Source organism: Sphingomonas sp. IC-11 (assembly GCF_021043365.1).
Classification (GTDB): Bacteria; Pseudomonadota; Alphaproteobacteria; order Sphingomonadales; family Sphingomonadaceae; genus Sphingomonas.
In genome coordinates this window covers 200,795-225,948 of record NZ_JAJNDU010000001.1, presented here as the reverse complement: position 1 = coordinate 225,948, position 25,154 = coordinate 200,795, and the positions used below count along the sequence as shown (strand labels likewise).

At 65.2% G+C, this 25,154-nt stretch carries 20 protein-coding genes; 6 read left to right on the top strand and 14 right to left on the bottom strand.

What is annotated here, in order from left to right:
• Positions 1-41: 41 nt before the first annotated feature.
• Positions 42-515: a winged helix-turn-helix transcriptional regulator gene (locus tag LQ954_RS00990; RefSeq protein WP_227771279.1), complete on the bottom strand. Its 474-nt coding sequence runs from the start codon at positions 513-515 to the stop codon at positions 42-44.
• A gap of 156 nt (positions 516-671) precedes the next feature.
• Here LQ954_RS00990 and LQ954_RS00985 point away from each other — a divergent pair, with 156 nt between their 5' ends.
• From LQ954_RS00985 to LQ954_RS00970, 4 genes are all read left to right on the top strand, one after another.
• Positions 672-1,031: a CC_3452 family protein gene (locus tag LQ954_RS00985; protein ID WP_231021486.1), complete on the top strand. Its 360-nt coding sequence runs from the start codon at positions 672-674 to the stop codon at positions 1,029-1,031.
• Positions 1,032-1,143: 112 nt separating this feature from the next.
• Positions 1,144-3,249, top strand: a complete 2,106-nt coding sequence (locus LQ954_RS00980; RefSeq protein WP_227771277.1) for a RelA/SpoT family protein — start codon at positions 1,144-1,146, stop codon at positions 3,247-3,249.
• A gap of 169 nt (positions 3,250-3,418) precedes the next feature.
• Positions 3,419-5,233, top strand: coding sequence for a DUF885 domain-containing protein (locus tag LQ954_RS00975; protein WP_231021484.1), 1,815 nt, complete (start codon positions 3,419-3,421; stop codon positions 5,231-5,233).
• A gap of 52 nt (positions 5,234-5,285) precedes the next feature.
• A complete protein-coding gene (locus LQ954_RS00970; RefSeq protein ID WP_231021482.1) occupies positions 5,286-6,302 on the top strand; it encodes a glycosyltransferase family 2 protein in 1,017 nt (338 codons plus the stop codon).
• A 33-nt stretch (positions 6,303-6,335) separates the two neighbouring features.
• On the opposite strand, the gene LQ954_RS00965 is transcribed toward LQ954_RS00970, so the two are convergent.
• Both LQ954_RS00965 and LQ954_RS00960 read right to left on the bottom strand, forming a co-directional pair.
• Positions 6,336-7,064, bottom strand: a complete 729-nt coding sequence (locus LQ954_RS00965) for a class I SAM-dependent methyltransferase (protein ID WP_231021480.1) — start codon at positions 7,062-7,064, stop codon at positions 6,336-6,338.
• Positions 7,064-7,450, bottom strand: coding sequence for a GtrA family protein (locus tag LQ954_RS00960; RefSeq protein ID WP_231021477.1), 387 nt, complete (start codon positions 7,448-7,450; stop codon positions 7,064-7,066). Before LQ954_RS00960 ends, LQ954_RS00965 begins: the two co-directional genes overlap by 1 nt.
• A 212-nt stretch (positions 7,451-7,662) precedes the next feature.
• Between LQ954_RS00960 and LQ954_RS00955 the strand changes: the two genes are divergently transcribed.
• Positions 7,663-9,453, top strand: coding sequence for an AcrB/AcrD/AcrF family protein (locus tag LQ954_RS00955; protein ID WP_231021475.1), 1,791 nt, complete (start codon positions 7,663-7,665; stop codon positions 9,451-9,453).
• 136 nt (positions 9,454-9,589) lie between these two features.
• Here LQ954_RS00955 and LQ954_RS00950 read toward each other — a convergent pair whose 3' ends face one another.
• The 4 genes from LQ954_RS00950 to LQ954_RS00935 all read right to left on the bottom strand — a co-directional run bounded on the left by LQ954_RS00950 (position 9,590) and on the right by LQ954_RS00935 (position 13,611).
• Positions 9,590-10,921: a sensor histidine kinase gene (locus LQ954_RS00950; protein WP_231021473.1), complete on the bottom strand. Its 1,332-nt coding sequence runs from the start codon at positions 10,919-10,921 to the stop codon at positions 9,590-9,592.
• Entirely contained in the window at positions 10,918-12,015 is a 1,098-nt protein-coding gene (locus tag LQ954_RS00945) for a DUF2336 domain-containing protein (protein ID WP_231021471.1), read from the bottom strand. Before LQ954_RS00945 ends, LQ954_RS00950 begins: the two co-directional genes overlap by 4 nt.
• 36 nt (positions 12,016-12,051) lie before the next feature.
• Complete coding sequence (locus tag LQ954_RS00940) at positions 12,052-13,230, bottom strand: hypothetical protein (protein WP_231021470.1); 1,179 nt, start codon at positions 13,228-13,230, stop codon at positions 12,052-12,054.
• Positions 13,231-13,317: 87 nt separating this feature from the next.
• Positions 13,318-13,611, bottom strand: a complete 294-nt coding sequence (locus tag LQ954_RS00935; protein ID WP_227771268.1) for an Hpt domain-containing protein — start codon at positions 13,609-13,611, stop codon at positions 13,318-13,320.
• A gap of 84 nt (positions 13,612-13,695) precedes the next feature.
• Here LQ954_RS00935 and LQ954_RS00930 point away from each other — a divergent pair, with 84 nt between their 5' ends.
• Positions 13,696-16,002 carry a hypothetical protein gene (locus LQ954_RS00930; RefSeq protein ID WP_231021468.1) on the top strand — a complete coding sequence of 769 codons (2,307 nt, stop codon included), beginning with the start codon at positions 13,696-13,698 and terminating at the stop codon, positions 16,000-16,002.
• A gap of 305 nt (positions 16,003-16,307) precedes the next feature.
• Here LQ954_RS00930 and LQ954_RS00925 read toward each other — a convergent pair whose 3' ends face one another.
• From LQ954_RS00925 to nuoL, 7 genes are all read right to left on the bottom strand, one after another.
• A complete protein-coding gene (locus LQ954_RS00925) occupies positions 16,308-16,571 on the bottom strand; it encodes a DUF1467 family protein (RefSeq protein ID WP_227771266.1) in 264 nt (87 codons plus the stop codon).
• Positions 16,572-16,577: 6 nt separating this feature from the next.
• A complete protein-coding gene (locus LQ954_RS00920; RefSeq protein ID WP_231022688.1) occupies positions 16,578-18,215 on the bottom strand; it encodes a ribonuclease J in 1,638 nt (545 codons plus the stop codon).
• A gap of 208 nt (positions 18,216-18,423) precedes the next feature.
• The gene (locus tag LQ954_RS00915) at positions 18,424-19,209 is read right to left on the bottom strand and encodes a type III pantothenate kinase (protein WP_227771265.1); all 786 of its coding nucleotides are present in this window, start codon (positions 19,207-19,209) and stop codon (positions 18,424-18,426) included.
• A gap of 12 nt (positions 19,210-19,221) precedes the next feature.
• On the bottom strand, positions 19,222-19,917 hold the full coding sequence (locus tag LQ954_RS00910) for a biotin--[acetyl-CoA-carboxylase] ligase (RefSeq protein WP_231022687.1): 696 nt from the start codon (positions 19,915-19,917) through the stop codon (positions 19,222-19,224).
• 20 nt (positions 19,918-19,937) lie between these two features.
• Positions 19,938-21,398: an NADH-quinone oxidoreductase subunit NuoN gene (nuoN, locus tag LQ954_RS00905; protein WP_231021466.1), complete on the bottom strand. Its 1,461-nt coding sequence runs from the start codon at positions 21,396-21,398 to the stop codon at positions 19,938-19,940.
• Positions 21,398-22,957, bottom strand: coding sequence for an NADH-quinone oxidoreductase subunit M (locus tag LQ954_RS00900; RefSeq protein WP_227771263.1), 1,560 nt, complete (start codon positions 22,955-22,957; stop codon positions 21,398-21,400). The genes nuoN and LQ954_RS00900 overlap by 1 nt, the downstream gene beginning before the upstream one ends.
• Before the next feature lie 103 nt (positions 22,958-23,060).
• Positions 23,061-25,151, bottom strand: a complete 2,091-nt coding sequence (gene nuoL, locus LQ954_RS00895) for an NADH-quinone oxidoreductase subunit L (protein ID WP_231021464.1) — start codon at positions 25,149-25,151, stop codon at positions 23,061-23,063.
• Positions 25,152-25,154: the final 3 nt, after the last annotated feature.

Below are 25,154 nucleotides of genomic sequence, written 5' to 3'. Positions count from 1 at the left end.
TCCGCCGCCGCTTTCGCCATGCCGGCGTGGTTTAAGCCCGCCTATTCCGCCGCGTCACGATCTTCATGGCCGACCTCGCCGGGCTGCGCCCAGTGAAGATCATCTTTCCCGAGCACACGGCCGTCATGGCTCAGGACGGCGACCTGCTGGATCGGCCGATTGTCGCGCGCGTCAACCAAGATCGGAAAGGCAGGGCAGCCCGTTTCCCAGCGCTCGCCCCATTGCCGCAACGCGACCATGGTCGGCAGTAGCGCATAGCCCTTGTCCGTCAGGCAGTAAGCGATCTTGCGACGGTCCTCGACGAGGGACTGACGCTCCATGATCCCATGATCGACAAAGCGCCCCAGCCTGCTGGCAAGGATGTTGCGCGCAATCCCCAACTCGGACTGAAATTCCTCGAAGTGGCGCAACCCGTTGAACGCCGCCCGCAGGATCAGGAACGCCCAACGCTCGCCCATTGTCTCCAGTGCGGCGGGGAGGCTGCATTCTCCCAAGGGTTCCCGCAACTTGTCCATCAATGCTCCTCTCGCGGCGACGCTAGCCCATCCACAAGTCTACGCCGAATAGAAAATAAGAGTTTCGATAAGCAACTCGCACATGCGAGTTGTCTATTGAAACTCGCTTGTGCAGCAATTAGGTGGAACGCATTAGGTTTTTGGGGAGTGGTTTCGATGATTCGCATCCTTGCAAAGTCGGTTCTCGCCTCCGCGGCGATCCTTGCTGCCGCCGGTGTTTCCGCGGGTCCGCGCGACACCTATGTCGCGACGCCCGCGGCTGCGCCCACCAAGAGCTTCCTGATTACCCGGGATACGTCGTGGCAGGTTCGTGACGGCGCCTATGTGGCGACCAACGCACCCATCCGCGAGATGATCGCGTGCCAGCTTGTGGCGCGCAGCGCTGGTGCGCTCACCGGGTTTTCCGTGAACGGAGAGGCATTTGACGGTGCAGAGCTCGACACCTGCAACGCCAAGGCGAAGGGCGGCAAGGCGGTGGCCGTGAAGACGGAGACCGCTCAGGCACCGACCAACTGATCGGCACTCCCGCCGATAAACGGATGGGGTCTGCATCGCTGGATGCGGGCCCCTTTTTTCTGCCTAGCCCTTTTTTGTTGCAAAGAATCTTCCGCCTGCTCAGATCCTAACCGTGCTGCGGCAATATGAACTTGTAGATCGGGTCCTCGAATATGACCCGGACGCCGACGAGGCGCTGCTTAATCGCGCCTACGTCTTCTCCGTGAACGCTCATGGGACGCAGAAGCGCGCCAGCGGCGATCCCTATTTTAGCCATCCGATCGAGGTCGCCGGCATCCTGACCGAGCTTCATCTGGACGATGAAACGATCGCAACCGCGATCCTGCACGACACCGTTGAGGATACGGTCGCGACCAGCGACCAGATCCAGCAGTTGTTCGGGGATAATGTCGCCCGTTTGGTCGAGGGCGTCACCAAGCTGAGCAAGATCGAGGCGCAGACAGAAAGCGAGCGCGCAGCAGAGAACCTGCGCAAGTTCCTGCTCGCCATGTCAGGCGACATCCGGGTCCTGCTGGTGAAGCTGGCCGATCGGCTGCACAACATGCGGACGCTTCACTTCATCAAGTCCGAAGAGAAACGTCGCCGCATCGCGCGCGAGACGATGGAGATCTATGCGCCGCTGGCCGAGCGGATCGGCATGTATGAGTTCATGAAGGAGATGCAGACGCTCGCCTTCCAGCAGCTCGAACCCGAAGCCTATCAGTCGATTACCCGCCGTCTGGAACAACTGAAATCCGGCGGGGGCGATCGGATCGCGAAAATCGCATCAGGCCTAAAGATGCTTCTTTCGCGACACGGGATCGAAGTAGAAGTGACCGGTCGCGAGAAGCACCCGTACAGCATCTGGCGCAAGATGCAGGAGCGGCACATCAGCTTTGAGCAGCTGTCCGACATCATGGCCTTTCGGGCGATCGTGAAAACGGAGAATGATTGCTACGCGGCACTGGGCCATATCCATCGCCGCTGGCCGATGGTGCCCGGCCGGTTCAAGGATTACATCTCCACGCCCAAGCGCAACGGCTATCGCTCGCTTCACACGTCAGTGATCCACGCCGAGAATCAGCGCGTTGAAATCCAGATCCGCACGGAGGAAATGCATGCCGAGGCCGAGTTCGGCCTAGCGGCACACTGGGCCTACAAGCAGGGCGCCCGGGTCAGCCCGCAGACCCAGCATAGCTGGATCGCCGATCTGGTGGAGATCCTGGACACCGCCGGCAGCCCCGAGGAGCTGCTCGAACACACCCGCATGGCGATGTACCAGGATCGCATCTTCGCCTTTACACCCAAGGGCGAACTGATCCAATTGCCCAAGGGCGCCACACCGATCGACTTCGCTTACGCCGTTCACACCGATTTGGGCGATCAAGCGGTCGGCGCGAAGATCAACGGCCGGGTCGTTCCGCTGCGCACCGTGATCGAGAATGGCGACCAGGTGCAGGTGCTTCGTTCCAAGGCGCAAACGCCGCAGCCGAACTGGATGAACTTTGCGATCACCGGCAAGGCCCTCGCTGCGATCCGCCGCCACTTGCGGCAGGTCGAACGCGACCAGACAATTGCGCTCGGCCGCAAGCTTTACGACGACATTGTTGCACGTCTGCCTGCGCCATTGGGAAGCGATGCGCTCTCTCACGCGCTCAAGCGCCTGAAACTGGCCGATGACGCGGCGCTCATGCAAGCGATCGCCCGGCGCACCCTGACCGATGCCCAGGTGATGGAGGCGCTGATGCCGGGGTCGGCCGGCGCCGATGTCGCTCATGCGCCGCCGCAATCCTCAGCGATCTCGATCGACGGCCTTGCGCCAGGCGTCGCGTATGAACTGGGCGAGTGCTGCCACCCTGTTCCCGGCGACCGCATCGTCGGCTTGCGCCGCCCCGACGCGTCTATCGAGGTGCACCGGATCGACTGCCCGACCCTTGCCGAACTCGCAGATCGGTCGGAGGAGGAAACCGACTGGCTGGACGTGAAATGGGGCACCAAGACCGAGGGGGCCACGGCGCGCATCTCGGTTGAGGTGAAGAACGAACCCGGCGCTCTGGGTGTGCTGGCCACGATCATCGGGCAGCACAAGGCGAACATCATCAACCTGCGTCTCGATACGCGGGACACCCAGTTCCACACCAATATGATCGACGTCGAGGTTCATGACGCCCATCAGTTGATGCGCCTCCTGGCAGCATTGCGGGCTGCGGACGCGGTGAACTCTGTCGAACGGGTCTGATCAAGGCCACGACACACGGCTGCTTGCAGGCGCCTGCCACAAAGGCGGCGGCAAAGGGGCGCTCTTATCGCGTCGCCGCCGATGGTGGAGAAAGCTGCCGCGCTCACTTGCGGCATCATGACTGCCATGACTAGGATTGTGTCGCTACCTCAGTGAAAGGCACAAGCCCTTGGATCGCCGTACCTTCCTCGCGTCCGCCAGCGCAGCGTCCGCTTTCGCCCTGGTTCCCGAAGCCCTTCGTGCTCAGCGTACTGCCGCCACGCCGGCGAACCCCGCCGATGCGAAGCTGAACACGCTGTTCGACAAGGTGTTCGCACAAACGCTCCAGCGTTCGCCCGAGCTCGCAACGTCGCTGGGCATGGACAAGGGCGCCAATGCCGCCCTCAAGCGGCGGCTCGCGGACAGCTCTCCAGCCGGCAAGGCCGCAGCACGAGCGGAGCTCAAGCAGGCTATCGCGGCAGTTCGGGCGGTTGATCCCGCGCCCCTATCGCCCCGGTCAAAGCTGGATCGCGAGGTCGTTCTGTATTCGCTGGAAACCCGGGCCATTCCCTATGACCGGTTCAAGCTGGATGGCGTGCAGCGCCCCTTCACCATCTTTCAGCAAGGCGGCAGCTATTTCTCGACACCCGACTTTCTAAACTCGGCTCACACGATCAACAACGCTGAGGATTGCGAGGCTTATCTTGATCGGCTGGGCGCCTTCGCCAAGCGGCTGGATCAGGAGACCGCCGATCAGAAGGAAGAGGCAGCGCGCGGCTACCTTGCCCCCGATTTCTCGCTCGATCTAACGCTCGTCCAGATGGCGAAGCTGCGCTCCCCCACTGCGGCCGAAAGCGGCCTGGCCCAATCCGTCGCAAAGCGCGCTGCCGCCAAAAACATCCCGGGCGACTGGCAGGCGCGCGCAGCCCGGATCGTCGAAGCAGACATCTATCCAGCGCTGGATCGGCAGATCGCGCTCATCAAATCGCTTCGACCAAAGGCGCGCAACTCGGCAGGCATTTGGGACATCCCGCAGGGCGGCGCGATTTACGCAGCCGCGCTGGAACAGGCCACCACCACCAAGTTTACGCCCGACGAGGTCCACAAGATGGGCCTCGACCAGGTGGCAGAGATCACTGCCCAGCTGGACGCAATCCTGAAGAAGCAGGGTCTAACCAAGGGCAATGTCGGTGCACGGCTCAACGAGCTGAACGTGCGGGCCGACCAGCTTTACCCCGACACGCCCGAAGGGCGGGTGGCGTTGATCAAGAGCCTCAACGAGGGGAATGCGGCGTTGACGGCAAAGCTGGGCCAAGCCTTTATCAACCCGCCGAGCGAGCCGCTGGACATCCGCGCTGTGCCCGTGGAGATTCAGGACGGCGCCTCCAATGGCTATTACAGCCGCGCCGCGCTCGATGGTTCGCGTCCGGCAATCTACTGGATCAACCTGAAGAGCGTCGGAGACTGGCCGAAGTATTCGCTGCCGAGCCTCACGTATCACGAAGGCGTGCCGGGACATCACCTGCAGATCTCGATTGCGCAAAAGGCGCCGCAGCCGCTGCTGCGTAACCTCAGCTTCTTCAGCGCCTATTCGGAAGGCTGGGCGCTTTACGCGGAGAGCGTGGCCGACGAGCTTGGCGGCTATGCCGACGATCTGGAGCGCGCCGGCTTCCTGCAGAGCTATCTGTTCCGCGCCGCGCGGCTGGTGGTGGACACGGGCCTTCATACCAAGCGGTGGACCCGCGAACAGGCAACCGACTACATGGTCCAGACCGTCGGCTTCGCGCAGCCGCGTTCCCAGCGCGAGGTTGAGCGTTACTGCACCCAGCCGGGGCAGGCGTGCAGCTACAAGGTGGGACACGCCGCCTGGGTGCGCGCACGCGAACGTGCACAACGGATCCGCGGCGATCGCTTCGACCTGAAGCAATTCCATGAGGTGCTTCAGTATGGCGCGGTGCCGCTGACGATCCTCGAACGGCTGGTGGAGGAACAAGCGCGCGCCTGAGGCGCAACTTCCACGTGATTTCGTGCGGGGCGGTCTGTAGATCGCGGCGATCATGCACCGTCCCGCACTCTCGATCGTCGTACCCTGCTACAATGAAGCAGCCACTCTGCCCCTGCTGCACCAGCGGATTTCCGCGGCCGCCATGGCCGCCGTGGGCGAGGATCACGAGATCATCCTCATCAACGACGGTTCTCGCGATGCGAGCTGGCCGATCATGCAGCAACTCGCCGTAGCAGACCCAAGGCTTGCGGCGATCAACCTGTCCCGCAACCATGGCCATCAACTGGCACTCACCGCCGGGCTGGACCTGTGTTCGGGCGAGCAGATCCTCATCATCGACGCCGATCTTCAGGATCCGCCCGAGCTGGTGACAGCCATGCGGGAAACCATGGAGCGGGAAGGCGCGGACGTCGTCTATGCAGTGCGGCGCAAGCGCGCCGGCGAAACCCTGTTCAAGAAAGCGACGGCAGCGGCTTTCTACCGGGTTCTTGATCGGCTCACCGACACCCCCATCCCGCTGGACACGGGCGATTTCCGCCTCATGACCCGCCGCGCGCTGGACGCCCTGCTTGCGCTGCCTGAACAGGCGCGGTTCATTCGGGGCATGGTGGCGTGGATCGGCTTTCGCCAAGTCCCGTTCCCATATGATCGCGCGGAGCGGCACGCAGGGGAAACCAACTACCCCCTGTCACGCATGCTGCGGTTGGCCTTTGACGCGGTAACCGGCTTCTCAACCGCGCCGCTGCGCTTCGCCAGCCACGCCTCCGTCGCACTGGCGGGCGCGTCGGTTCTGCTGCTGGTTTATATCTTGTGGGGTTATTTCGACGGCAGCCCGGTGCAGGGCTGGACGTCCACCATGTTGGTGGTGACGGTGCTCAGCGCGGTTCAGATGTTCGTGCTCGGCATGATCGGCGAGTATATCGGGCGCCTGTACATCGAGTCGAAGCGCCGGCCGCTTTATCTCGTGGCGGACATCGCTGGCACCGTCCATCGCCGGTCGACACTGGGCTTCCAGGCCGCACGCACGCGCATTCCGCACAGTGAAGTGGTGGACGAAGACCGCGCATAAGCGCCCCCGCGTCCATCGCGGCCACCTCGTTCGTCAGGCGGGCTCCGCCAGGGTCAGGATCGACACGCCAGGAGGCATGGGCACTCGTCCGACCAGATGGCGTTCGATGCGGAAGATGGTCTCGAACAGCGCGTTCACGGGGCCTGGAGGCGGCGTATCATCGCTGTCGTCCCGCCCCGTCACTCGGCCCGCAAGCCGGGCGCCCGCCGCAAGCGGGAACAGCAACGAATTGAAATAGCCAAGCTTGCGCGGAAGAAGGCCTGCGGCCAGGATCGCCTGGCGAAGACTGCTTTTCGAATAGCGCCGGTGGTGATGGTTCACCACGTCATGGGCGCTCCACATCCACTGATGCGCAGGCACGGTGATGAGGATCTTGCCCCCGGGGGCCAGCCGTTCCCGCATTGCACGAAGGGCGGCGACATCGTCTTCGATATGCTCCACCACATCGAGCACGGCGATCAGATCATATTGGCCGTGCGGAACACCGGGCAGCGCGGGCAGCGGGGCGTCGCCGACCGGCTTCCCCAGGCGCTTTCCGGCCACATCCCGGGCGGCGGGATCGATCTCAATGGCATCCACGGTGCCGAACTGCGCAAGCATCGGCAAATTGTGGCCAGTACCGCAGCCAATCTCGAGGATGCGCGCTTGCGCCGGGAGCCGTGCTTCGCGGCTCAGATAGTCGGACAGAATGTCACGGCGCGCACGGTACCACCAGTGGGTGGAATCATGCTCAGCCATGCGGTCATAGACGCGACGATCCATCAGGCGAATACCCACAAACGATTGAGTGCAAAGGTGACAAGCGGCGTCACCAGAACGATCGGGATGAGCGGCCACCACCAAGCGCCGGCGAACATCGCATCATCAGTCAGTAGCCACACCCAGAAGGTGTTCACGGCATAGCTGACCAGCGACACGGCAAAAAACTTGGGCATCGAACTGGTGGCGGATGCGCCATGGCCGCGGAAGCTCCACTTGCTGTGGAGCACGTAGCCGGACGACATCGCGACCAGATAGCCGCAGATATTCGCCACCTGTTCGGACGTGATCTCGAGCGCAGCAAGCGGCGAATAGACGGCGGCATAGCACACCGTGGCGAGCCCCCCCGCTATGCCGAAGCGGACCAGCTGCCAGAAGGTATCCTGCATTCCGGATGCATGTCTTTTGCGGATTGCGTCCACGCCTTGCCCTTTGTGCCGCCTCAGCTAGAGGCGAGCGCCACGAACAGCCCGCTCAGGCTGAGCCTGTCAAAGCCCTGCCCTTTTCCGTGGCCGAAGAGAAGTGGTGCCTTTCAACTAGCCAGAGCGAGCAATTGAATGTGGCGGGCGTCTAGTGCCCCGACGCCGGCGAGGGAAGCCCCGTGAACAACCGACTAAAACCGCTTGCCAACGAGCTGGACCGGCACTGGATCAAATTGACCACCATAGCCTGGGTGGTGATCGCGATCTTCTACGTCTGGAAGCGCTGGGCGGCGATCCACTGGCTCTCGCTGGGGGATACCGACGATAACATGCGCTTGATGCAGGTGCGTGCGCTGCTCGACGGTCAGGGCTGGTATGACCTGCGCAACTACCGGCTCAATCCGCCACACGGTTTCGACATTCACTGGTCGCGCATCGTCGATCTTCCCATCGCCGGACTGATCCTGCTCCTGCGCCCGTTCGTCGGCGTTGCGGAGGCAGAGAAGCTCGCTTGCGGCATCGCGCCGCTCCTGCCGCTCGGCATCGTGCTGGTTTCGCTGGGTGCCACCGTACGCAGGTTGGTGGCGCCGCTCGCATGGCCGCTCGCGATCATCTTCATGATGAGCTCCACGGTCGCCCTGACGATGTTCATGCCCGACCGTATCGACCATCATGGCTGGCAGCTGGCGATGCTTAGCCTGACGGTAGCCGGGCTGTGCGATCCCAAAGGCGCGCGCGGCGGTGCGATCGTCGGGTTGGCGAGCGCGGTGTCGCTAGCGATCGGGCTTGAGATGTTGCCTTATTGCGCGATGGCGGGCGCGATCATTGCCCTGCGCTGGATTGGAGATTCAGCGCAGCGGCCGCGCCTGATGAGCTATGCGCTGGCGCTGGGCGGCGGATGTGCGGCGGGGTACGTGGTCTTCGCCTCGGAAGCTAACCGGGTGATGCGGTGCGATGCGCTCACGCCGATCTGGCTGAGCGTCTTTGTCGCGGCGGGGGCGGGCCTCGCGCTGCTCGCAATGCTGTCGCCTGCTGATCGCAGGGTCCGGCTGTTGCTCGCCGTGATTGTCGGCGGCGCCATCGCCGGCGCATTCGCGGGGATGTTTCCGCAGTGCCTCGCACGACCGGAGCAGGTTTCGGACGAGCTTTACACCAGCTGGCTGAGCAACGTGCGCGAGGCGAAGCCGATTTACCGGCATCCGTTCCGCACCGCTTTTCCGCTCGCCGCGTTGCCGGTGATGGGGCTGATCGGGGCGGGAGTAGCGACGTGGCGCGCGCGACGCGGCGACAGCTTTGCGGGATGGGCCTGTGTCAGCCTGTTTGCGCTATTCTCTGCAGCCATGCTGCTGTGGCAGGTCAGGGCCGGCGCCGCGGCGCAGCTCATGGCGGTGCCGGGCGTGACGGCTCTCGCCTTCATCCTTTTGCCCTGGCTGTTGGCGCAACGGTCGATCTTCGTCCGGGTCTTTGCCGGCGCCGCGGTGTTCTTGGTGATTTCCGGCTCTTTTTCGACGGTTATGCTGCGCACGCTGCCGATCGACCGGCCCAAACCCTATGTTCAGAGGGTCAATCGTGCCACGGGGCTGTGCGTGACGGTGCCTGCCATGGAGCCGCTGAACCAGCTGCCCCGCACGACGATCTTCACCTTTGTCGATCTGGGGCCGCGGCTGATCACGCTGACCCATCATGATGCGGTCGCCGGACCGTATCACCGCAACGGGGACGCCATTCTTGATGTCCACCATGCCTTCAAGGGATCGCCAGAGCAGGCGCGCGCCATCATGACGAAACATGGCGCGACGCTGATGCTGGTTTGCCCGAACATGGCGGAATCAACGGTTTACCGGGACCGCTCGCCTGGCGGCTTCTATGACCGGCTGGCGCATGGCGAGACGTTCGACTGGTTGACGCCGGTGCCGCTGCCCAAGCGTTCGCCATTGCGGTTGTTCCGGATCGAGCAAGCCTCGAAATAGCGCCAAGCTCCTCCGGGGCGGGCGTGATCCGGAGAAGTTTGGCCTGTTCCAGCCCGCCGGCGGCCGCCCTGCGGCGTCCATTCGGCCGCATTCTTTCGGATCGCGGCCACCAGGTTCAAGCATTCGCGTAGAGCGGTCAGGCGGCGGGCAAGCTCAGCACGAATCGGGCGCCTTCGCCGGGCGCGCTATCGACCGTCAGATCACCGCCCATCGCGTGGGCGAGACGGCGGGCGATGTAAAGGCCGAGCCCGCTTCCGCCGGGCTCGCCGGGATCGACCCGCTCGAACTTGGCAAAGATGCGTTCCTGATCGTCGAGCGCGATGCCTTTCCCCTGATCGGCGACGATCGCGTAGACGCGGTCGCTGTCGCGCTGGAGCCGCAGCCAGACGATGGCGTCGCGGGGCGAGTAGCGCACCGCATTGCCGATCAGATTGACCATGATCTGCAGGGTGCGGCGAAACTCCCCGTGCGCCGGCATGGCGCTGTCCAGATCGCCGCGGTCGATCGTCACGCCGGCATTGGCCGCCCGTACCGACAACAGGCCGGCGGCACGGCGGGTCACGTCCGCCAGATCGATGCCCTCATCCTCGACGGTGAAATCCTCGCGTTCAATCGCCTCAATGTCCGAAAGATCGTCGATCAAGCCCATGAGGTGCCGGCCGGCGCTGGCGATATCGGCGGCATAGTCGGCATATTGCGAGTCGATGTCGCCATCCACGCCCGCATTGATGCTGTCGGCATTGGCGACGATCTGCCCCAGCGGGCGCCGCAAGATGGTGTCGAGCCGGTGATTGAACAGACCGCCGATGCGGGGATCCGGCAAGGTGGACAGCTTGTGGTGATAGGCGGCGCCGACGAACCCGCCGAAGCCACCGCCGCGATCCAGCCGGACATGGCCGGCGAGCATCACCTGAGCGCCGCTGCCGTTCAGAACCGCAGGTTGATTCGAGAAGTCATCGAGCGACGCCACCGCTTCCAGCAAGGGCACGACCCCATCCGGGTTGCTTTGCAGCGACAGCAGCTTGGTCAGCGGCTGGCCCAGGGCGGTAACCGGATCGACACCGTGGCAGACCCCGGCCGCGATCAGCAGCTGCTGGATACGCAAGTGGGCATCGACCTCCCACGTCCAGTCGCCGTCCGGGGGCGGCGGCACTGTGCCACTGAAGGGGGACGGCTGCCAGGCCGGGCGCTCACGAATCAGCGAGATGGCGAGGACGACGTCTTCCGCGGCCGGTGACGCGTGAACCCAACAGTCGAGATCCTGATCGGCATCCGCGATCGTCACTGCCCGCGCGACCGGAATGCCGAGCCGGCGCGCCAGCCGGCCCAGCGCGGCAAGCGGCGGCGCGGCGAGCGGCCGGCCAACAGCGCCGCCAGCACGCTCGTTGAGCGCGGCAAAGCGGGCATCGGCCTCGATCAGCCGGTCACTGCCATCCAGACGCGCGGTAAAGGCGGGAACGTCGATCACCGCGCCACCGCACGATCCAGCGCACGCACCGCCGCGCGAAAATCCGTCGGCAAGGTGAGCAGGGCCAGCCCTTCCAGGGCTTCCTCCGGCGCAATCATGGCGACGACGTCCAGCGTGTCTGCGAACGCCTCGATATCGCGGCGGGGATCGGCTTCGGTGAGCAGAAATCCGACGCGGGCAATGGCCGCACGATCAAGGCCCGCCGCCCGAAGGGCAAGCGACAGCTGCTCCCCGGCGGGATCGAGCAGCAAAGCCCGGATCTCGCGGGCATCGACCGCTAGCACCTGCGCCAAAAGCGCAACAAAGAGCGCGAGATGCCCCTCTTCGAGCGACTGGACCAATCGCTCCGACAGTTCGGCGGCGCCGGGACGAAGCAAGGCGGCGAGCCGATCTGCAATCGCCTCAAGACGATCATCATCGCGGTACGCCGAGATGCTGTGCTGTGCCGCACCAGCGATCGCACGGTCGATGGCGATTCGGCCCGACGAGCCCCCAGACCATTTCTCACGAAGCACAGCCGCGGCCCACCAGGTCAGGCGTTCCCGAAGCGGGCCGGGCACATCCGATCGGCCGCCGGCTCGCCGGGCGTTCTCCGCGTGCAGATAGGCGATGGCCGCATCCGCCAGCCCCTCATCGCTGCCGGCGGACAGCGCCGGCAAGAATGACGGCGTCGCACCCGGCGCGCGATTGACGAGGAGCGCATCACTCAGAATATCCTGTCGGGCCTGCGCAAACAGTTCCTCCATCAAGCCGCGGTCCCGCAACAATCCCGATGCATACAGGCGGTGCACCAGCGCGCCCGCCGCGGCATGGCGCGGCAGCGCCGCCGTGCAGGGTTCAACGGCATGGCCGGCCAATTGCTCCGCCGCATGACCGGTCAGATCATGCGCAATGGAGTGAAGGATGGCACGCAGCGTTGCCGCCGTCGCGGCGCGGGTTCGATCATCCAGCCGATCGCCCTCAGCCAGAAAAAAGTCCTGAATGGCAGAGGCCAGATGGACGTCAGACCGCACGGCGGCAGCCGCGGCACGCGCCAATAGCGGTGCTGTTTGCGGCTTGCAGGCCTGTGAGGCGTCGCTTTGATCGACCGACATGAGAGCGCACCTAGCGCCGGTCACGTTAAAGGGCTGCTAAACTGGCGCGCGAAGCGCCTCGATTGCGAGCGCCAACGTGACGGTGGCGTAAAGCGCGGCGCAGACAAGGCCCAGGAACGGCATGCCGAGCATCGTGCCAACCGCCAGCGTGACGAGATAGGCGGGTGCATCGCCCCACCAATCCGGCCGCTGAGCCCGGATCGCACGATAGCCCAGCGCCCCTGCTGCGACGAGCGCCAGCGCGAGCACACGGCCGGTAAGCTCCCCCGTTTCGGCATCAAGGGCATGGCCGAGCAGCAATGCCGCCAGCGCCGGCACGCCCAGCACGGCCGCCGCCATGGCGCGTGCAAGGACATCTTCGTCGCGCAGCCAGGCGAAGCTCGCCGCAAGCGCGCCCACGGCCACCCCGAAAACGCCCAACAGCAAACCCAGGGTGAGTTGCCCGCCCCACAGCGCGACAAGGCTGGTGAGCCCGATGGCCGCGGTGGCGCCGGCCAACACGGTGGTCGGCACATGCCGGCGCATCAGCCACGGCATGGCGACGCGAGCGAGCGGGCGAACCAGCCAACGGTTGAACCAGCCCGGCCGAGCCGCGAGGGTGGCGCCAACAACGGCGCGGCTACGCATTTCCAGTGTTTCGCGGCGAGTTTCGATGCCGTGGCCGATCCTGGGCTCCCCCTCCGGAAGCACCAGCCGGAGCGCGCCCGCCTGTGCCGCAACATGGAGCAGCGAGGACTGAACATCATAATCGCGCGGCATGGCGGCGACTTCCGCCAGACGCTTGCTGTCGAGACGCGCGATCCCCGCCCAGGCATCACCGCCACCGATCAGCTCATAACCGGCGTCAGCCTCCGCTTCCGGCACCACCAGCAATGCGTCGCCCTGCTCGCGCGCCAGCGGGACCAGCACGCTTTCGGTGGTAATCAGGCCATCGGCGAGGATCAGGAGCCGGGACAGCGGGTGCAACCGGGCCGCTGCCTCGCCGGCGCTGCGCACGGTATCCACCGTCACCCCGCGCCGACCGATGCGCGCAACCGCGCCAAGCAATTCCGGTGGCAAGCGCGAGACAACCACCACGATCTGCGACACGCCCGCGGAAATGAGCAGGCGCGCCTGATATTCGATCACCGTCATTCCGGCGAACGGCAGCGTGGCGGCGAGCGCCCCCATTTGGTCGTCCGCATCCTGAACGGCAAAGATCAGCCCTGCGAGCATCGCGCGCTGTTACGGTCTGTCCGTACGCTGAGCAATCATCAAGCGGATGCATCGGCAGCGGAAATTCGCCCCCATGCGACGGCGGCGCTACAGCCGCGCAATCGCCTGACGCAAGCGCTTGATCATGGCGCGATCGCCGACCGGCCGCCGTGTCGCCTCCGTCGCGAGCGCAACGAGCCGCACCGCACCGAAACTGGCCGCGAGCCCTTTCAATCGCCAGGCGGCAGCGCGCCATGATTCCTCGTCAGCGGCATTTTCGATCGCGGCGAGGCCGCGATGCGCGCTGTCCACGAACGCGGCGCGCAGTTCGGCGATCAGAGCGGGATCATCCCCCACTGCCGCCGCCAATGCGGCATCGATTGCCCCCGGATCGATCGCCATTCGCACGACGCTACCACGAAACGCTTAATCGCAAGTTTCCGCTATTCGCTTTCAGCAGAGGGATTTCATGGTACATCTCGCCCCATGACTGGGGGGCAGACGATAATCGACATCCGTACGCGCGACGCAAGCGAGATGAACGAAACCAGCGCACCGGACGTGCCGGCAGAAGCGGTTGAGCATCCCAGCCCGGCGGAGCAGGACTATCACGCTCCGCCCGAGGTGACGGCGCCGTCGTCGCGCGGCGAGATGGCCGTGCCGATCGCGCTCGTCGCCATTTCCTTGATCTGGATCGGTGTGCTGCTGTGGCTGGCCAGCGATCAGTTCGCCAAGATGGATGCGCTCGACCGGGCGCAGTTTGCCGCGGCCCTGGTCGTCGGGCCAGCGCTCGCCGGCATCGTCTGGCTGATCCTGCTGCGCACAAGCTGGGCGGAGGCGCGGCGTTTCGCGGCCACTGCCCACGCGATGCGCGAAGAAGCCGCGGCGCTGGAATGGCTGGTCTCGTCGCTCTCCGACACCTTGCAGGACAACCGCCACCGGCTGGCCGAACAGGCCCGGGAGATCGGGACGATCGGCAACGAAGCGACGGCTCGCCTCGCCACGATCGGCCGCGGCCTATCGGAAGAGATCGACCAGGCCGACGTTCATGCCCGATCGCTGGCCGAGGCGGCCGGCAACGCTCAGAACAGCCTGGCCGCGCTGCTGGAGACCATGCCCAAGGCGCAGGCGGATGCCGAGTCGCTGATCGGCCGGATCGAAGGCGCTGCCGCCACGGCCGGCGAACAGGCAGCAGCGCTCGAGGCGAAGATCGTCGCTTTGACGGAGCGTAGCCGCGAGGCCGAGGCGGCGGCAGACAGCGCCGCGCAGAAGCTTGCCGCTCACCTGAGCCGGATGGAGAGCACCAGCGAGAGCGCCGGCGCCCGTCTGGAGGCAGTGACCGGCGAGATGTCGGCAGCGGTCGACGCGTTGCTGAACCGGACGGCCGACGCCGTCGAGGAATCGCGCAAGGGCATCGCTGCGCAGGCTGATGCGATGCTGGCGATGGTCAGCACCAACCAGGCCGCGCTGGACACGGCGGCGCGCGAGAGCGCCGAGGCGCTGGCCGAACGGGTCGGCCGGATCGAAGCGGTGATCGAGCGCATCGCCGAGCGGCTCGACAGCCAGCGTGCGGCCGGCGACGGGCTGGTCGGCGATCTCGAAGGCGGCATCGCGCGGGTCGAGGACCGGCTGCAGCGGCTGCATCATCAAGGCGTGGAGCGTTCCCAGCTATTGGCCGCTTCGATCAGCGCGCTGGGCGGATCGGCGGATGCGATGACGGAGGCACTCGCGGCCGGCGACGCCATGGCGAACAAGGCGATCTCCACCACCGAAGCGCTGCTGATCGCCCTCGATGCAGCAGCTCGGGAAATCGACGAGACGCTGCCGGCGGCAGTTGACCGGCTCGATTCGCGCGTGGTCGCCGCCAAGGCGGTGGTGGCTGCGGCCAAGCCGGAACTGCTCGCGCTGGTGACGGCGGCGGAAAGCACCCACTCGGCCATCGAAGCAATTGCGCAGGTCATCGCGGATCAGCGCGGCAACGTCGACATGCTGACCGGCAACCTGCTCGAGACGCTGGCGACCGGCCGGGCGAAGGCCGATGCGATGGGCCAGATGGTGGACGAAGCCGCCGACCGCGCCAATCGTTTCGCCGAGGAAGCCGCGCCCCGGCTCATCGAGATGCTGCTGCGGGTGCGCGACACGGCCAGCCAGGCGGCGGAGCATGCCCGCGAAGTGCTGGCCCGCGTCATTCCCGAAGCGGCCGATGCGCTGGGCAAATCGGGCGCGGACGCGCTGCGCCGGGCGGTGAATGCCGGCCTCGACACGCAGATCCACCAGATCGCCGCCACCGCCGAAGTCGCCGTCAAGGCAGCGTCGCAGGCAGCGGATCGCCTCGACGAGCGGCTGAAGGAGATCGAATCGCTGTCGGCCACCGTCGATTCGCAGATCGAGCGTGCCCGTACGGAGCGCGAGGAGCAGGAGCTGGAAAGCTTCGCGCGGCGTGCCTCGCAGCTGATCGAGGCGCTGAACTCCGCGTCAATCGATATCACGCGCAGCTTCTCGTCCGATGTCGCGGACAGCGCCTGGGCAGCGTATCTGAAGGGCGACCGGGGCGTGTTTACCCGCCGCGCCGTCCGCCTGCTGGAGGACGTGGACCAGCGGCAGATCGCGTCCTTCTACGACGACGATGCCGAGTTCCGGGACCAGGTAAACCGCTACATCCACGATTTCGAAGCGATGCTTCGCGTGATCCTGACCCAGCGCGACGGATCGCCGCTGGGCGTGACGTTGCTGTCGTCGGACATGGGCAAGCTGTACGTGGCACTGGCGCAGGCGATCGAACGACTGCGCTGAGCGAACCGGGTTCAGGCGCGTTACCGGGGTTACTGAGCCGGTGGCGCGCCGCCGGGCGCGGTCGCCGGTGCCCGCGTGCCGCACCGTGGCGTCAGGGCAAGGGCGAAATCAAGACTGGGGGATCGATCGGTGGCGGCGCGGCTGGCCGATCTCGCTGCGGCAAGCCGTGCGCGGCGGACTCCTCTTTTCCCGGCGCTGCTGCAACCGGCGCAGCGTGGATCAGGAAAGGGCGGCGGTGACGCCGCGTTCCGCCCTCACGCTCCGCATAGGAGCGGCGGCCCGCCTGCGAGACGTCGCTCGCAGGATCAGTATTTGGTCATGTCCACCATGTCGGGCGTGATCCAGCCGTAAATGTAATTCGCGTAGAACAGCGCGAACAGCACGGTGGCGACGATCGTCACCCGCAGCGCGATCTTGCCCGGCGCGAATTCATGGGGCGCGCTGTCCGCCTGCCCCGCCACCCGCTCAACGCCGGCCTCCTCGCTGGTGCGAACCCCGAAGGGCAGCACCAGAAAGACGGAAAAGGTCCAGAAGAGGATGTAGATCGCGAGCGCCGACGTCCACTTCATGGTGCGTCACACCTCCAGCAACAGAACATCGACGATCGGCTTCTTGCCGGTCCAGCGCGTGGCACAGCGGCGTACCGCCAGACGGACCTCCTCGCGCAGCCGGTCACGATCGCGCGAACCGCCCTGCACCGCTTCCGCCGCGGCGTCCTCCGCCTCCGCGATGAAGGCCGCGCGTTCCTCCTCGACCGGGATGCCCTGAAGCCGAACCTGCGGAGATCCGGCCAGGCGGCCACGATCCGTTACCGCCACGGCAACGGAAACCTGGCCATGAAGACCGATCCGGCGCCGCTCGTTGATGGTCGCGCCGTCCGCCGGCAGGATGACGTCCCCGTCCAGCACCAGACGCCCGACCGGCGCGTGGCCGATCTTCTCCGGCGCGCCCGGCGCCAGCCGGACGAGATCGCCGTCCGTCTGAACGATCGTCTGCGGGATCCCCTGCGCAAGGCCGAACCGCGCCTGTTCCATCAGGTGGCGCATTTCACCATGGACCGGCACCAGCACGCGCGGGCGCAACCATCCGTAGATCTGCGCCAGCTCCGGACGTCCCGGATGGCCCGACACATGGACGTGAGCCTGCTTTTCGGTGACCATCGCCACGCCGCGACCGGCCAGGATGTTCTGAATACGGCCGATCGCCACTTCGTTGCCGGGGATCTGCTTGGACGAAAAGACCACCGTATCGCCGGCGTCCAGCTTGATCGGGTGCGACCCCTCGGCGATCCGCGAGAGGGCAGCGCGCGCCTCCCCCTGGCCGCCGGTCGCGACGATCAGCACCTGATCGCGCGGCATGCGCATCGCTTCATCAGGCGTGATCGTGTCCGGGAAGTTCCGGAGATAGCCGCAGGAACGGGCAACCTTGATGATCCGATCCAGCGAGCGACCAGCGACGCAAAGCGCACGGCCGCTTTCCTTCGCCACCGCGCCGAGCGTCTGAAGGCGCGCAGCGTTGGAGGCAAAGGTCGTCACCAGCACGCGGCCGCGCGCCTTGGCGATCGTTTCGGAGAGCCCGACACGAACCTCGCTTTCCGATCCGGACGCCTCGGCATTGAACACGTTGGTCGAATCGCAGACCAGCACGTCGATGCCCTGGTCGCCGATCGCGGTCAGTTCGGCCGCGGTGGCAGGGGTGCCGATCACCGGCGCCGCATCCAGCTTCCAATCGCCGGTGTGGAAGACCCGGCCGGCCGGCGTGTCGATAATCAGCGCATTCGCTTCCGGAATGGAATGCGACATCGGCACGAATTGGAAGTCGAACGGGCCGACCTTGAAGCGTTCGCCCGGCGTGATGACGCGCAGGTCGATGCGATCGGCGATGCGTTCCTCTTCCAGCTTGTGGCGGATGAGGCCTGCCGTGAACGGCGTAGCATAAAGAGGCACGCCAAGATCATCGGCGAGGTAGGGCAGCGCCCCGATATGATCCTCATGCCCGTGGGTGAGGACGATGCCGCCAAGCTCCTCCAGCCGATCCTCGATGAACGAAAGATCCGGCAGCACCAGATCGATGCCGGGATAGCTGTGATCGGCAAAGGTCACGCCGCAGTCCACCATCACCCAGCGGCCGCGGCAGCCGTACAGGTTTACGTTCATTCCGATCTCGCCGGAGCCACCAAGGGCGCAGAAGAGCAGTTCGTCGTTCTTGGAAATTGTCTTTGTCCTTAATCCACACCTTTGGCGCATACCGAAGGTGCAGGCGCCACTTCGGGCGCCCGTGCATTGCCGGCCTCATGATTGCTGGGCGAGGCGTTCCCCAATTCCGTCATTGCCCAGTGCGATCCGGGCCAGGCCAAACACCCGAGGCACCGATCGGCGAAACCGCCGACCCGCGCGCTGCCGAGCGCAAAGGCCGTGAAACTCACCTGCTGATATGGGCACGTTCCCACATGATCGCCAGTCCCTGGATCGTCAGGTCTGGCTCGATCGCATCGAACACGTCGGTATGCTGCTCGAACAGCGTGGCGAGCCCTCCGGTCGCCACCACCTTTGCCGGGCGGCCGATCTCCGCCTTCATCCGTGCGACCAGCCCCTCGATCATGGCGATATAACCCCAGTAGATCCCGATGTTCATCTGATCCACGGTGTTACGGCCAATCACGCCGACATTGCCCTTGGGCGCCTCTATCGCGATGCGCGGCAGCTTGGCCGCGGCATTGACCAGTGCGTCGAGCGACAGGTTGATGCCCGGCGCGATGATCCCGCCCTTGTACGCACCGTTGAAGTCCGACACGTCGAGGGTGGTGGCTGTGCCAAAGTCGATGACGATGAGATCGCCGTGATGAAGCGCGTGCGCGGCGATGGTGTTCACCGCGCGGTCGGCGCCCAAATTCTGCGGCTCGTCAACGTCCAGCGCCACGCCCCATTCGACCGGCGGGCGACCGGCGATCAGCGGCTGGTGATCGAAGTATTTGGTGGAGAGCACTTCCAGATTGTGGAGCGCGCGCGGCACCACCGTGGAAATGATCACACCTTCCACATCGGAGCGCTGGTAACCCTCCAGCGTCAGCAGCTGGCTGAGCCAGACCGCATATTCGTCCGCCGTGCGGCGCGGGTCGGTGGCGATGCGCCAGCGCGTCTTGATCTCGCGCCCGTCGACCAGCGCAAAGACGATGTTGGTGTTCCCCGCATCGATCGCGAGCAGCATAAACCCCTCCCCCTATACCAGGAACACGTCGCCGGCATGGATGACATGCACGCTGCCATCCGCCAAGCGCAGCCGTAGCGCCCCGTCAGGCGCAAGACCATCATATGTGCCGGTGATGGTCGTCCCATCCGCCAGATTGGCGTTGAGCGGCGTTCCGGGCGCATGTGCCTGCGCCTGCCACCGCGCGACGACGGGAGCCAGCCCCTGAGCACGCCAGATGCCGAGCCAGCGGGCGAATTCGACCGTCAGATGATCATAGAGCTCAGCGACGGAGTGGATCCACAATCGGCCGGCGAGGCTCGCGGTGCGACGACCGTCGATGGAGGGATGCGAGGCGAGGTTCACCCCGAAGCCGATCACGATCGCATTACCGCTGCGTTCCAGCAGAATGCCGGCAAGCTTTGCGCCATCCAGCAGCAGGTCATTCGGCCATTTGATGGTGACGGCGGGACAGCCGAGCACCGAAATCGTTTCGGCAAGCGCCACGGCGCTGACCAGCGCGAGCGAGGGTGCGGGCGGATCGTCCGGTCGGGCCTGCACCAGCGTGCTGGCGTAAAGATTGCCGGTCGGCGAGGACCAGTCACGCCCCTGACGGCCACGTCCAGCCGTCTGCCGCTCCGCACGGAGCCAAACGCCTTCCTCCTCGCCCCGGGCGGCCAGGGCGAGGAGGTCGGCGTTGGTAGAGCCCGTTTCGGCGACCGTTAGAATACGGGTCAGAACGGCTGCACTCAGAACAGGGCTTGCGCGGCCGCCATCGTCCAGCTGCCCAGCAGCGGAATGGCGAGATAGCCGAGCGGCGAGACGGCAACCGCCGCCACGGCGATCAGCCCGCCTTCGAGCTTGTCCCCCTCACCGAAGGATTCCGCCGGCTCGTCGAAGTACATGGTCTTGACGACGCGCAGGTAATAATACGCACCGATCACGCTGGCCGCGATGCCGACTACGGCCAGCGGGAACAGGCCAGCACGAACCGCCGCATCGAATACCGCGAACTTCGCCCAGAAACCGAACAGCGGCGGAATGCCGGCGAGGCTGAACATGAAGATCGCCAGTGCGGCGGCCAGGCCAGGGCGCGTGCGCGACAGGCCGGACAGCGACGCGATCGTTTCGATCGGCCGTCCCGTCACGTCGCGCATCTGCAGCACGACCAGGAACGAGCCGAGCGTCATGGCGACATAGATCGCCATATAGGTCAGCACCGCAGCGACACCTTCGGGCGTACCGGCCGCGAGACCGATCAGCGCGAAGCCGACGTTGTTGATCGAGGAATAAGCAAGCAGCCGCTTGATGTTGCTCTGGCCGATCGCGGCCACTGCACCGAAGATGATCGACGCCAGGGCGGCAAAGATCACGATCTGACGCCACTGCACATCGGCCGGGCCCATCGCCTCGATGGCGACGCGGGCGGCGAGCCCCATTGCCGCGACCTTCGGGGCGGAGGCGAAGAAGGCAGTGACCGGCGTCGGCGCGCCTTCGTACACGTCCGGCGTCCACATGTGGAAAGGCACGGCGCTGATCTTGAAGGCGATGCCGGCGAAGACGAAGACCAGGCCGAACATTAGGCCGATCGACTTTGCTTCACCAGTGAGCGGCGACGCGGCATAGGCGCCCGCAACCTCGTAGAACATGGTCGAGCCAGTGAATCCGTACACCAGGCTGATGCCATACAGCAGGATGCCGCTGGCCAGCGCGCCGAGCACGAAATACTTCAGGCCCGCCTCTGCCGAACGCTGATCCTGGCGCATGAAGCTGGCCAGCACATACGCCGCAAGGCTCTGCAGCTCGAGGCCGATATAGAGGGTCAGCAGGTCGCCGGCGGACACCATGATGCCCATGCCGATCGCCGAAAGCAGGATCAGCACCGGATATTCCGGCCGCAGATCGTCGCCCGCCGTGCGCTCAAAAAAAGTCGGGGCGAGCAGGATCGCGACGGCGGCCGCGATATAGATCAGCACCTTGCTGAAACCGGCAAAGGCGTCCGCCCGGTACATGCCATCAAAGGCACTGCCGCCAGCGGTGGCCGGACCGATCAGGGCAAGGCAGGCACCGAGCAGGACGGCGACGGCCGCCCATGAAATCGCCCGCGTCGCGGAAGGCTGCGCCCAGGCGGAAACCATCATCAATGCCAGCGCGCCGAGCGCCAGCACGATTTCGGGAAGGGTCATCGCGACCTGCGATGCGTAATCCATCAGTGCGCCTCCCCATGGGCGTCAGATTTGGGCGCGGAATGTCCTTCGGCGTGGGCGGCCGGGATCACTCCCGTGCCCGGCGTCGGCCGCGAGTCACCCGCGGGCTGCGCACGCTCGATCCGGGCCAGCAGGCGCTCGGTATCGGCACGCATCGGCGCGATGAAGCTTTCGGGATAGACACCCATCCACAGCACCACCGCGGCGATCGGCGCCAGCAGCCACATTTCGCGGCTGGATAGGTCGGGCATGGCGCGAACCTCGTCCGACTTGATCTCACCCCAGACCACACGGCGATACAGGTACAGCATGTAGGCGGCGCCAAGGATGATGCCCGTCGTGCAGAGCAGCGCGACGGTCGTCGAGACCTTGTACGTTCCCATGAGCGAGAGCAGCTCGCCCGGGAAGTTGCTGGTGCCCGGCAGACCGATCGAGGCCATGGTGAACAACAGGAACAGGATCGCGTAGCGCGGCATATTGTTGGCAAGGCCACCGTAGCGCGCGATCTCACGGGTGTGCAGGCGATCATAGATGACGCCGACGCACAGGAACAGCGCGCCCGACACCAAGCCGTGACCGAGCATCACCAGCATCGCACCCTCGATGCCCTGCGCGTTGAACGCGAACAGGCCGATGGTGACGATCGCCATGTGCGCGACCGACGAATAAGCGATCAGCTTCTTCATGTCGGACTGCACCAGCGCAACGAGGCTGGTGTAGATCACCGCCACCGCGCTGAGGCCGAACACGAGCCACACGAGCTGCGAGGAAGCCTCCGGGAACATCGGGATGCTGAAACGCAGGAAGCCGTAGCCGCCGAGCTTCAGGAGCACGCCAGCCAGGATCACCGAACCGGCGGTCGGCGCCTGAACGTGCGCGTCCGGCAGCCAGGTGTGGACCGGCCACATCGGCATCTTCACCGCGAACGAGGCGAAGAACGCCAGCCACAGCCAGGTCTGCACTTCCGGCGGGAAGTCATAGTTCATCAGCGCCGGGATCGACGTCGTGTCGGCCGTGATGCTCATGTAGAGCATCGCGATGAACATCAGCAGCGAGCCGAGCAGCGTGTACAGGAAGAACTTGTACGACGCGTAGATGCGGTTCGCGCCACCCCAAATGCCGATGATCAGGAACATCGGGATCAGGCCGGCTTCGAAGAAGATGTAGAACAGGAAGATATCCTGCGCCGCGAAGGTGCCGATCATCAGCACTTCGGTGAGCAGGAACGCCGCCATATATTCCGGCACGCGCTTCTCGATCGCCTGCCACGACGCGCCGATGCAGATCGGCATCAGGAACACGCTGAGCGCGATCAGCAGCAGCGCATAACCGTCGATGCCGAGTGCCCAGGCGAAGCGGCCGAACACCGGCGCATATTCGACGAACTGCCACTGCGCCCCGCCGATGTCGAAGCTGAGCCACAGGATCACGCCGAGCGCGAGATCGACAAGCGTCGCAGCCAGCGCGAGCCAGCGCGCGCTTTGCGCGGACAGGAAGAGGCAGGCGACCGCGGCAATGGCCGGGATCGCGAGCATCACGGAAAGGATCGGGAAGGATGTCACGACTTAACGTCCGTTCGCCCTGAGCTAGTCGAAGGGCGTGGCGCCCGCGAAGGAAGGACGGGCGCCCCGGAGCGACGCCCGAACAATGGTGAAGTGCTGGCCATCATCCCGCGATCACCCAGGTGGCCGCGGCTGTCAGCCCGAGCAGCATCACGAATGCATAGGTATAGACGTAACCCGTCTGGATCCGTCCGGCCACGCGGCTGGACAGGGCGACCACCCATGCCGAACCGTTCGGGCCGAAGCGGTCGATCGTGCCCTCGTCGCCCTTGTGCCAGAAGAAGCGGCCAATGGCGAAGGACGGGCGAACGAAGAGCAGGTGATAGAGCTCGTCGAAATACCATTTATGCGCGATGAAATCGTACAGCACGTCGAACGTCGCGGTGAACCGCTTCGGAATGTCGGTGCGCCAGATGTACGCCATCCAGGCAACGACCAGGCCGATGATCATCACGATCGTGGCGGCAAGCTTCACCAGCAGCGGCACCTGATGCATTTCGTGCATGAGATGTTCGTTGAAGAACAGGCTGCCGCGCCAGAACGCCTCGCCCGCCTCCGGTTCGATGAACCAGTGATGGAACACGAAGCCAGCGAACACCGCGCCTAGTGACAGCACGATCAGCGGGATCAGCATGACGAGCGGGCTCTCATGCGGATGATAGCCAGCGGTTCCCGTCGGAAGCTCATGAGCATCATGACCATGGGCGTGCGGCGAGTGACCGGCATCCTCCGCGGCGGGATCGTCATGGGCGTGTGCATCATGGCCGTGCGCATCATGGCCATGGCCATGGGCGTCGTGCACGGCGTGCTGGATATGCTCCGACCCGGCCCAGCGCGGCTTGCCCCAGAAGGTGAGGAACATGAGGCGCCACGAGTAGAAGCTCGTCAGCAATGCGGCGAACGTGCCGACCCAGAAGGCACCCTGCCCGCGGCCCGAGGCCCATGCCACCTCGAGGATCGCGTCCTTCGAGTGATAGCCGGCGAAACCGCCGAAGCCGTAGATACCGACGCCGGTGATCGCCAGCGTACCCAGCATCATCGCCCAGAAGGTGATCGGGATGTGCTTACGCAAGCCGCCATAGAAGCGCATGTCCTGCTCGTGGTGCATCGCGTGGATGACCGAGCCTGCGCCCAGGAACAGCAGCGCCTTGAAGAAGGCGTGCGTGAACAGGTGGAACATCGCCGCGCCATAAGCGCCGACGCCCGCGGCGAAGAACATGTAGCCGAGCTGCGAACAGGTCGAATAAGCGATCACACGCTTGATGTCGGTCTGTGTCGTGCCGATCGTCGCGGCGAAGATGCAGGTTGCGGCCCCAATGCCGGTCACCACCATCAGCGCGGTGGGCGACGCTTCGAACATCGGCGACAGGCGGCAGACCATGAAGACGCCCGCGGTGACCATCGTCGCCGCATGGATCAGCGCCGACACCGGGGTTGGGCCTTCCATCGCGTCCGGCAGCCAGGTGTGAAGACCAAGCTGCGCCGACTTGCCCATCGCCCCCACGAACAGCAGCAGGCAGAGCACCGTCATCGTATCGAAGCGATAGCCAAGGAAGCCGATGGTCGAGCCGGCCATGCCAGGCGCGGCCTCAAGAATCGCGGGGATCGAGACGGTGTCGAACACCAGATAGGTGCCGAAGATGCCGAGCATGAAGCCCAGGTCACCGACGCGGTTGACCACGAATGCCTTGATCGCGGCAGCCTGCGCGCTCGGCTTCTTGAACCAGAAACCGATCAGCAGATAGCTGGCGAGACCCACGCCTTCCCAGCCGAAGAACATCTGGATGAGGTTGTCGGCCGTCACCAGCATCAGCATCGCAAAGGTGAACAGCGACAGGTATGCGAAGAACCGCGGCTGATCCGGGTCCTCGCTCATATAGCCCCAGCTATAGAGATGGACGAGCGCCGAGACGCTGGTGATCACGACCAGCATCACGCTGGTCAGCGCGTCGACCCGCAGCGACCAGGACGCGTCAAACGTGCCCGAGGTAATGAAGTGCAGCACAGGCGTGACGGTCGCCGAGAGGCTTCCCGACATGAAGCCGAGGAAGATCGGCCACGAGAGCGCGCACGACACGAACAGCGCACCCGTGGTCACGCCCTTGGCGACGACGCCGGGAACCGACTTGTTGCCGAAGCCAGCGACGATCGCCGCGAGCAGCGGCAGGAAGACGATGAAGAGGATCGAGGTCACGGG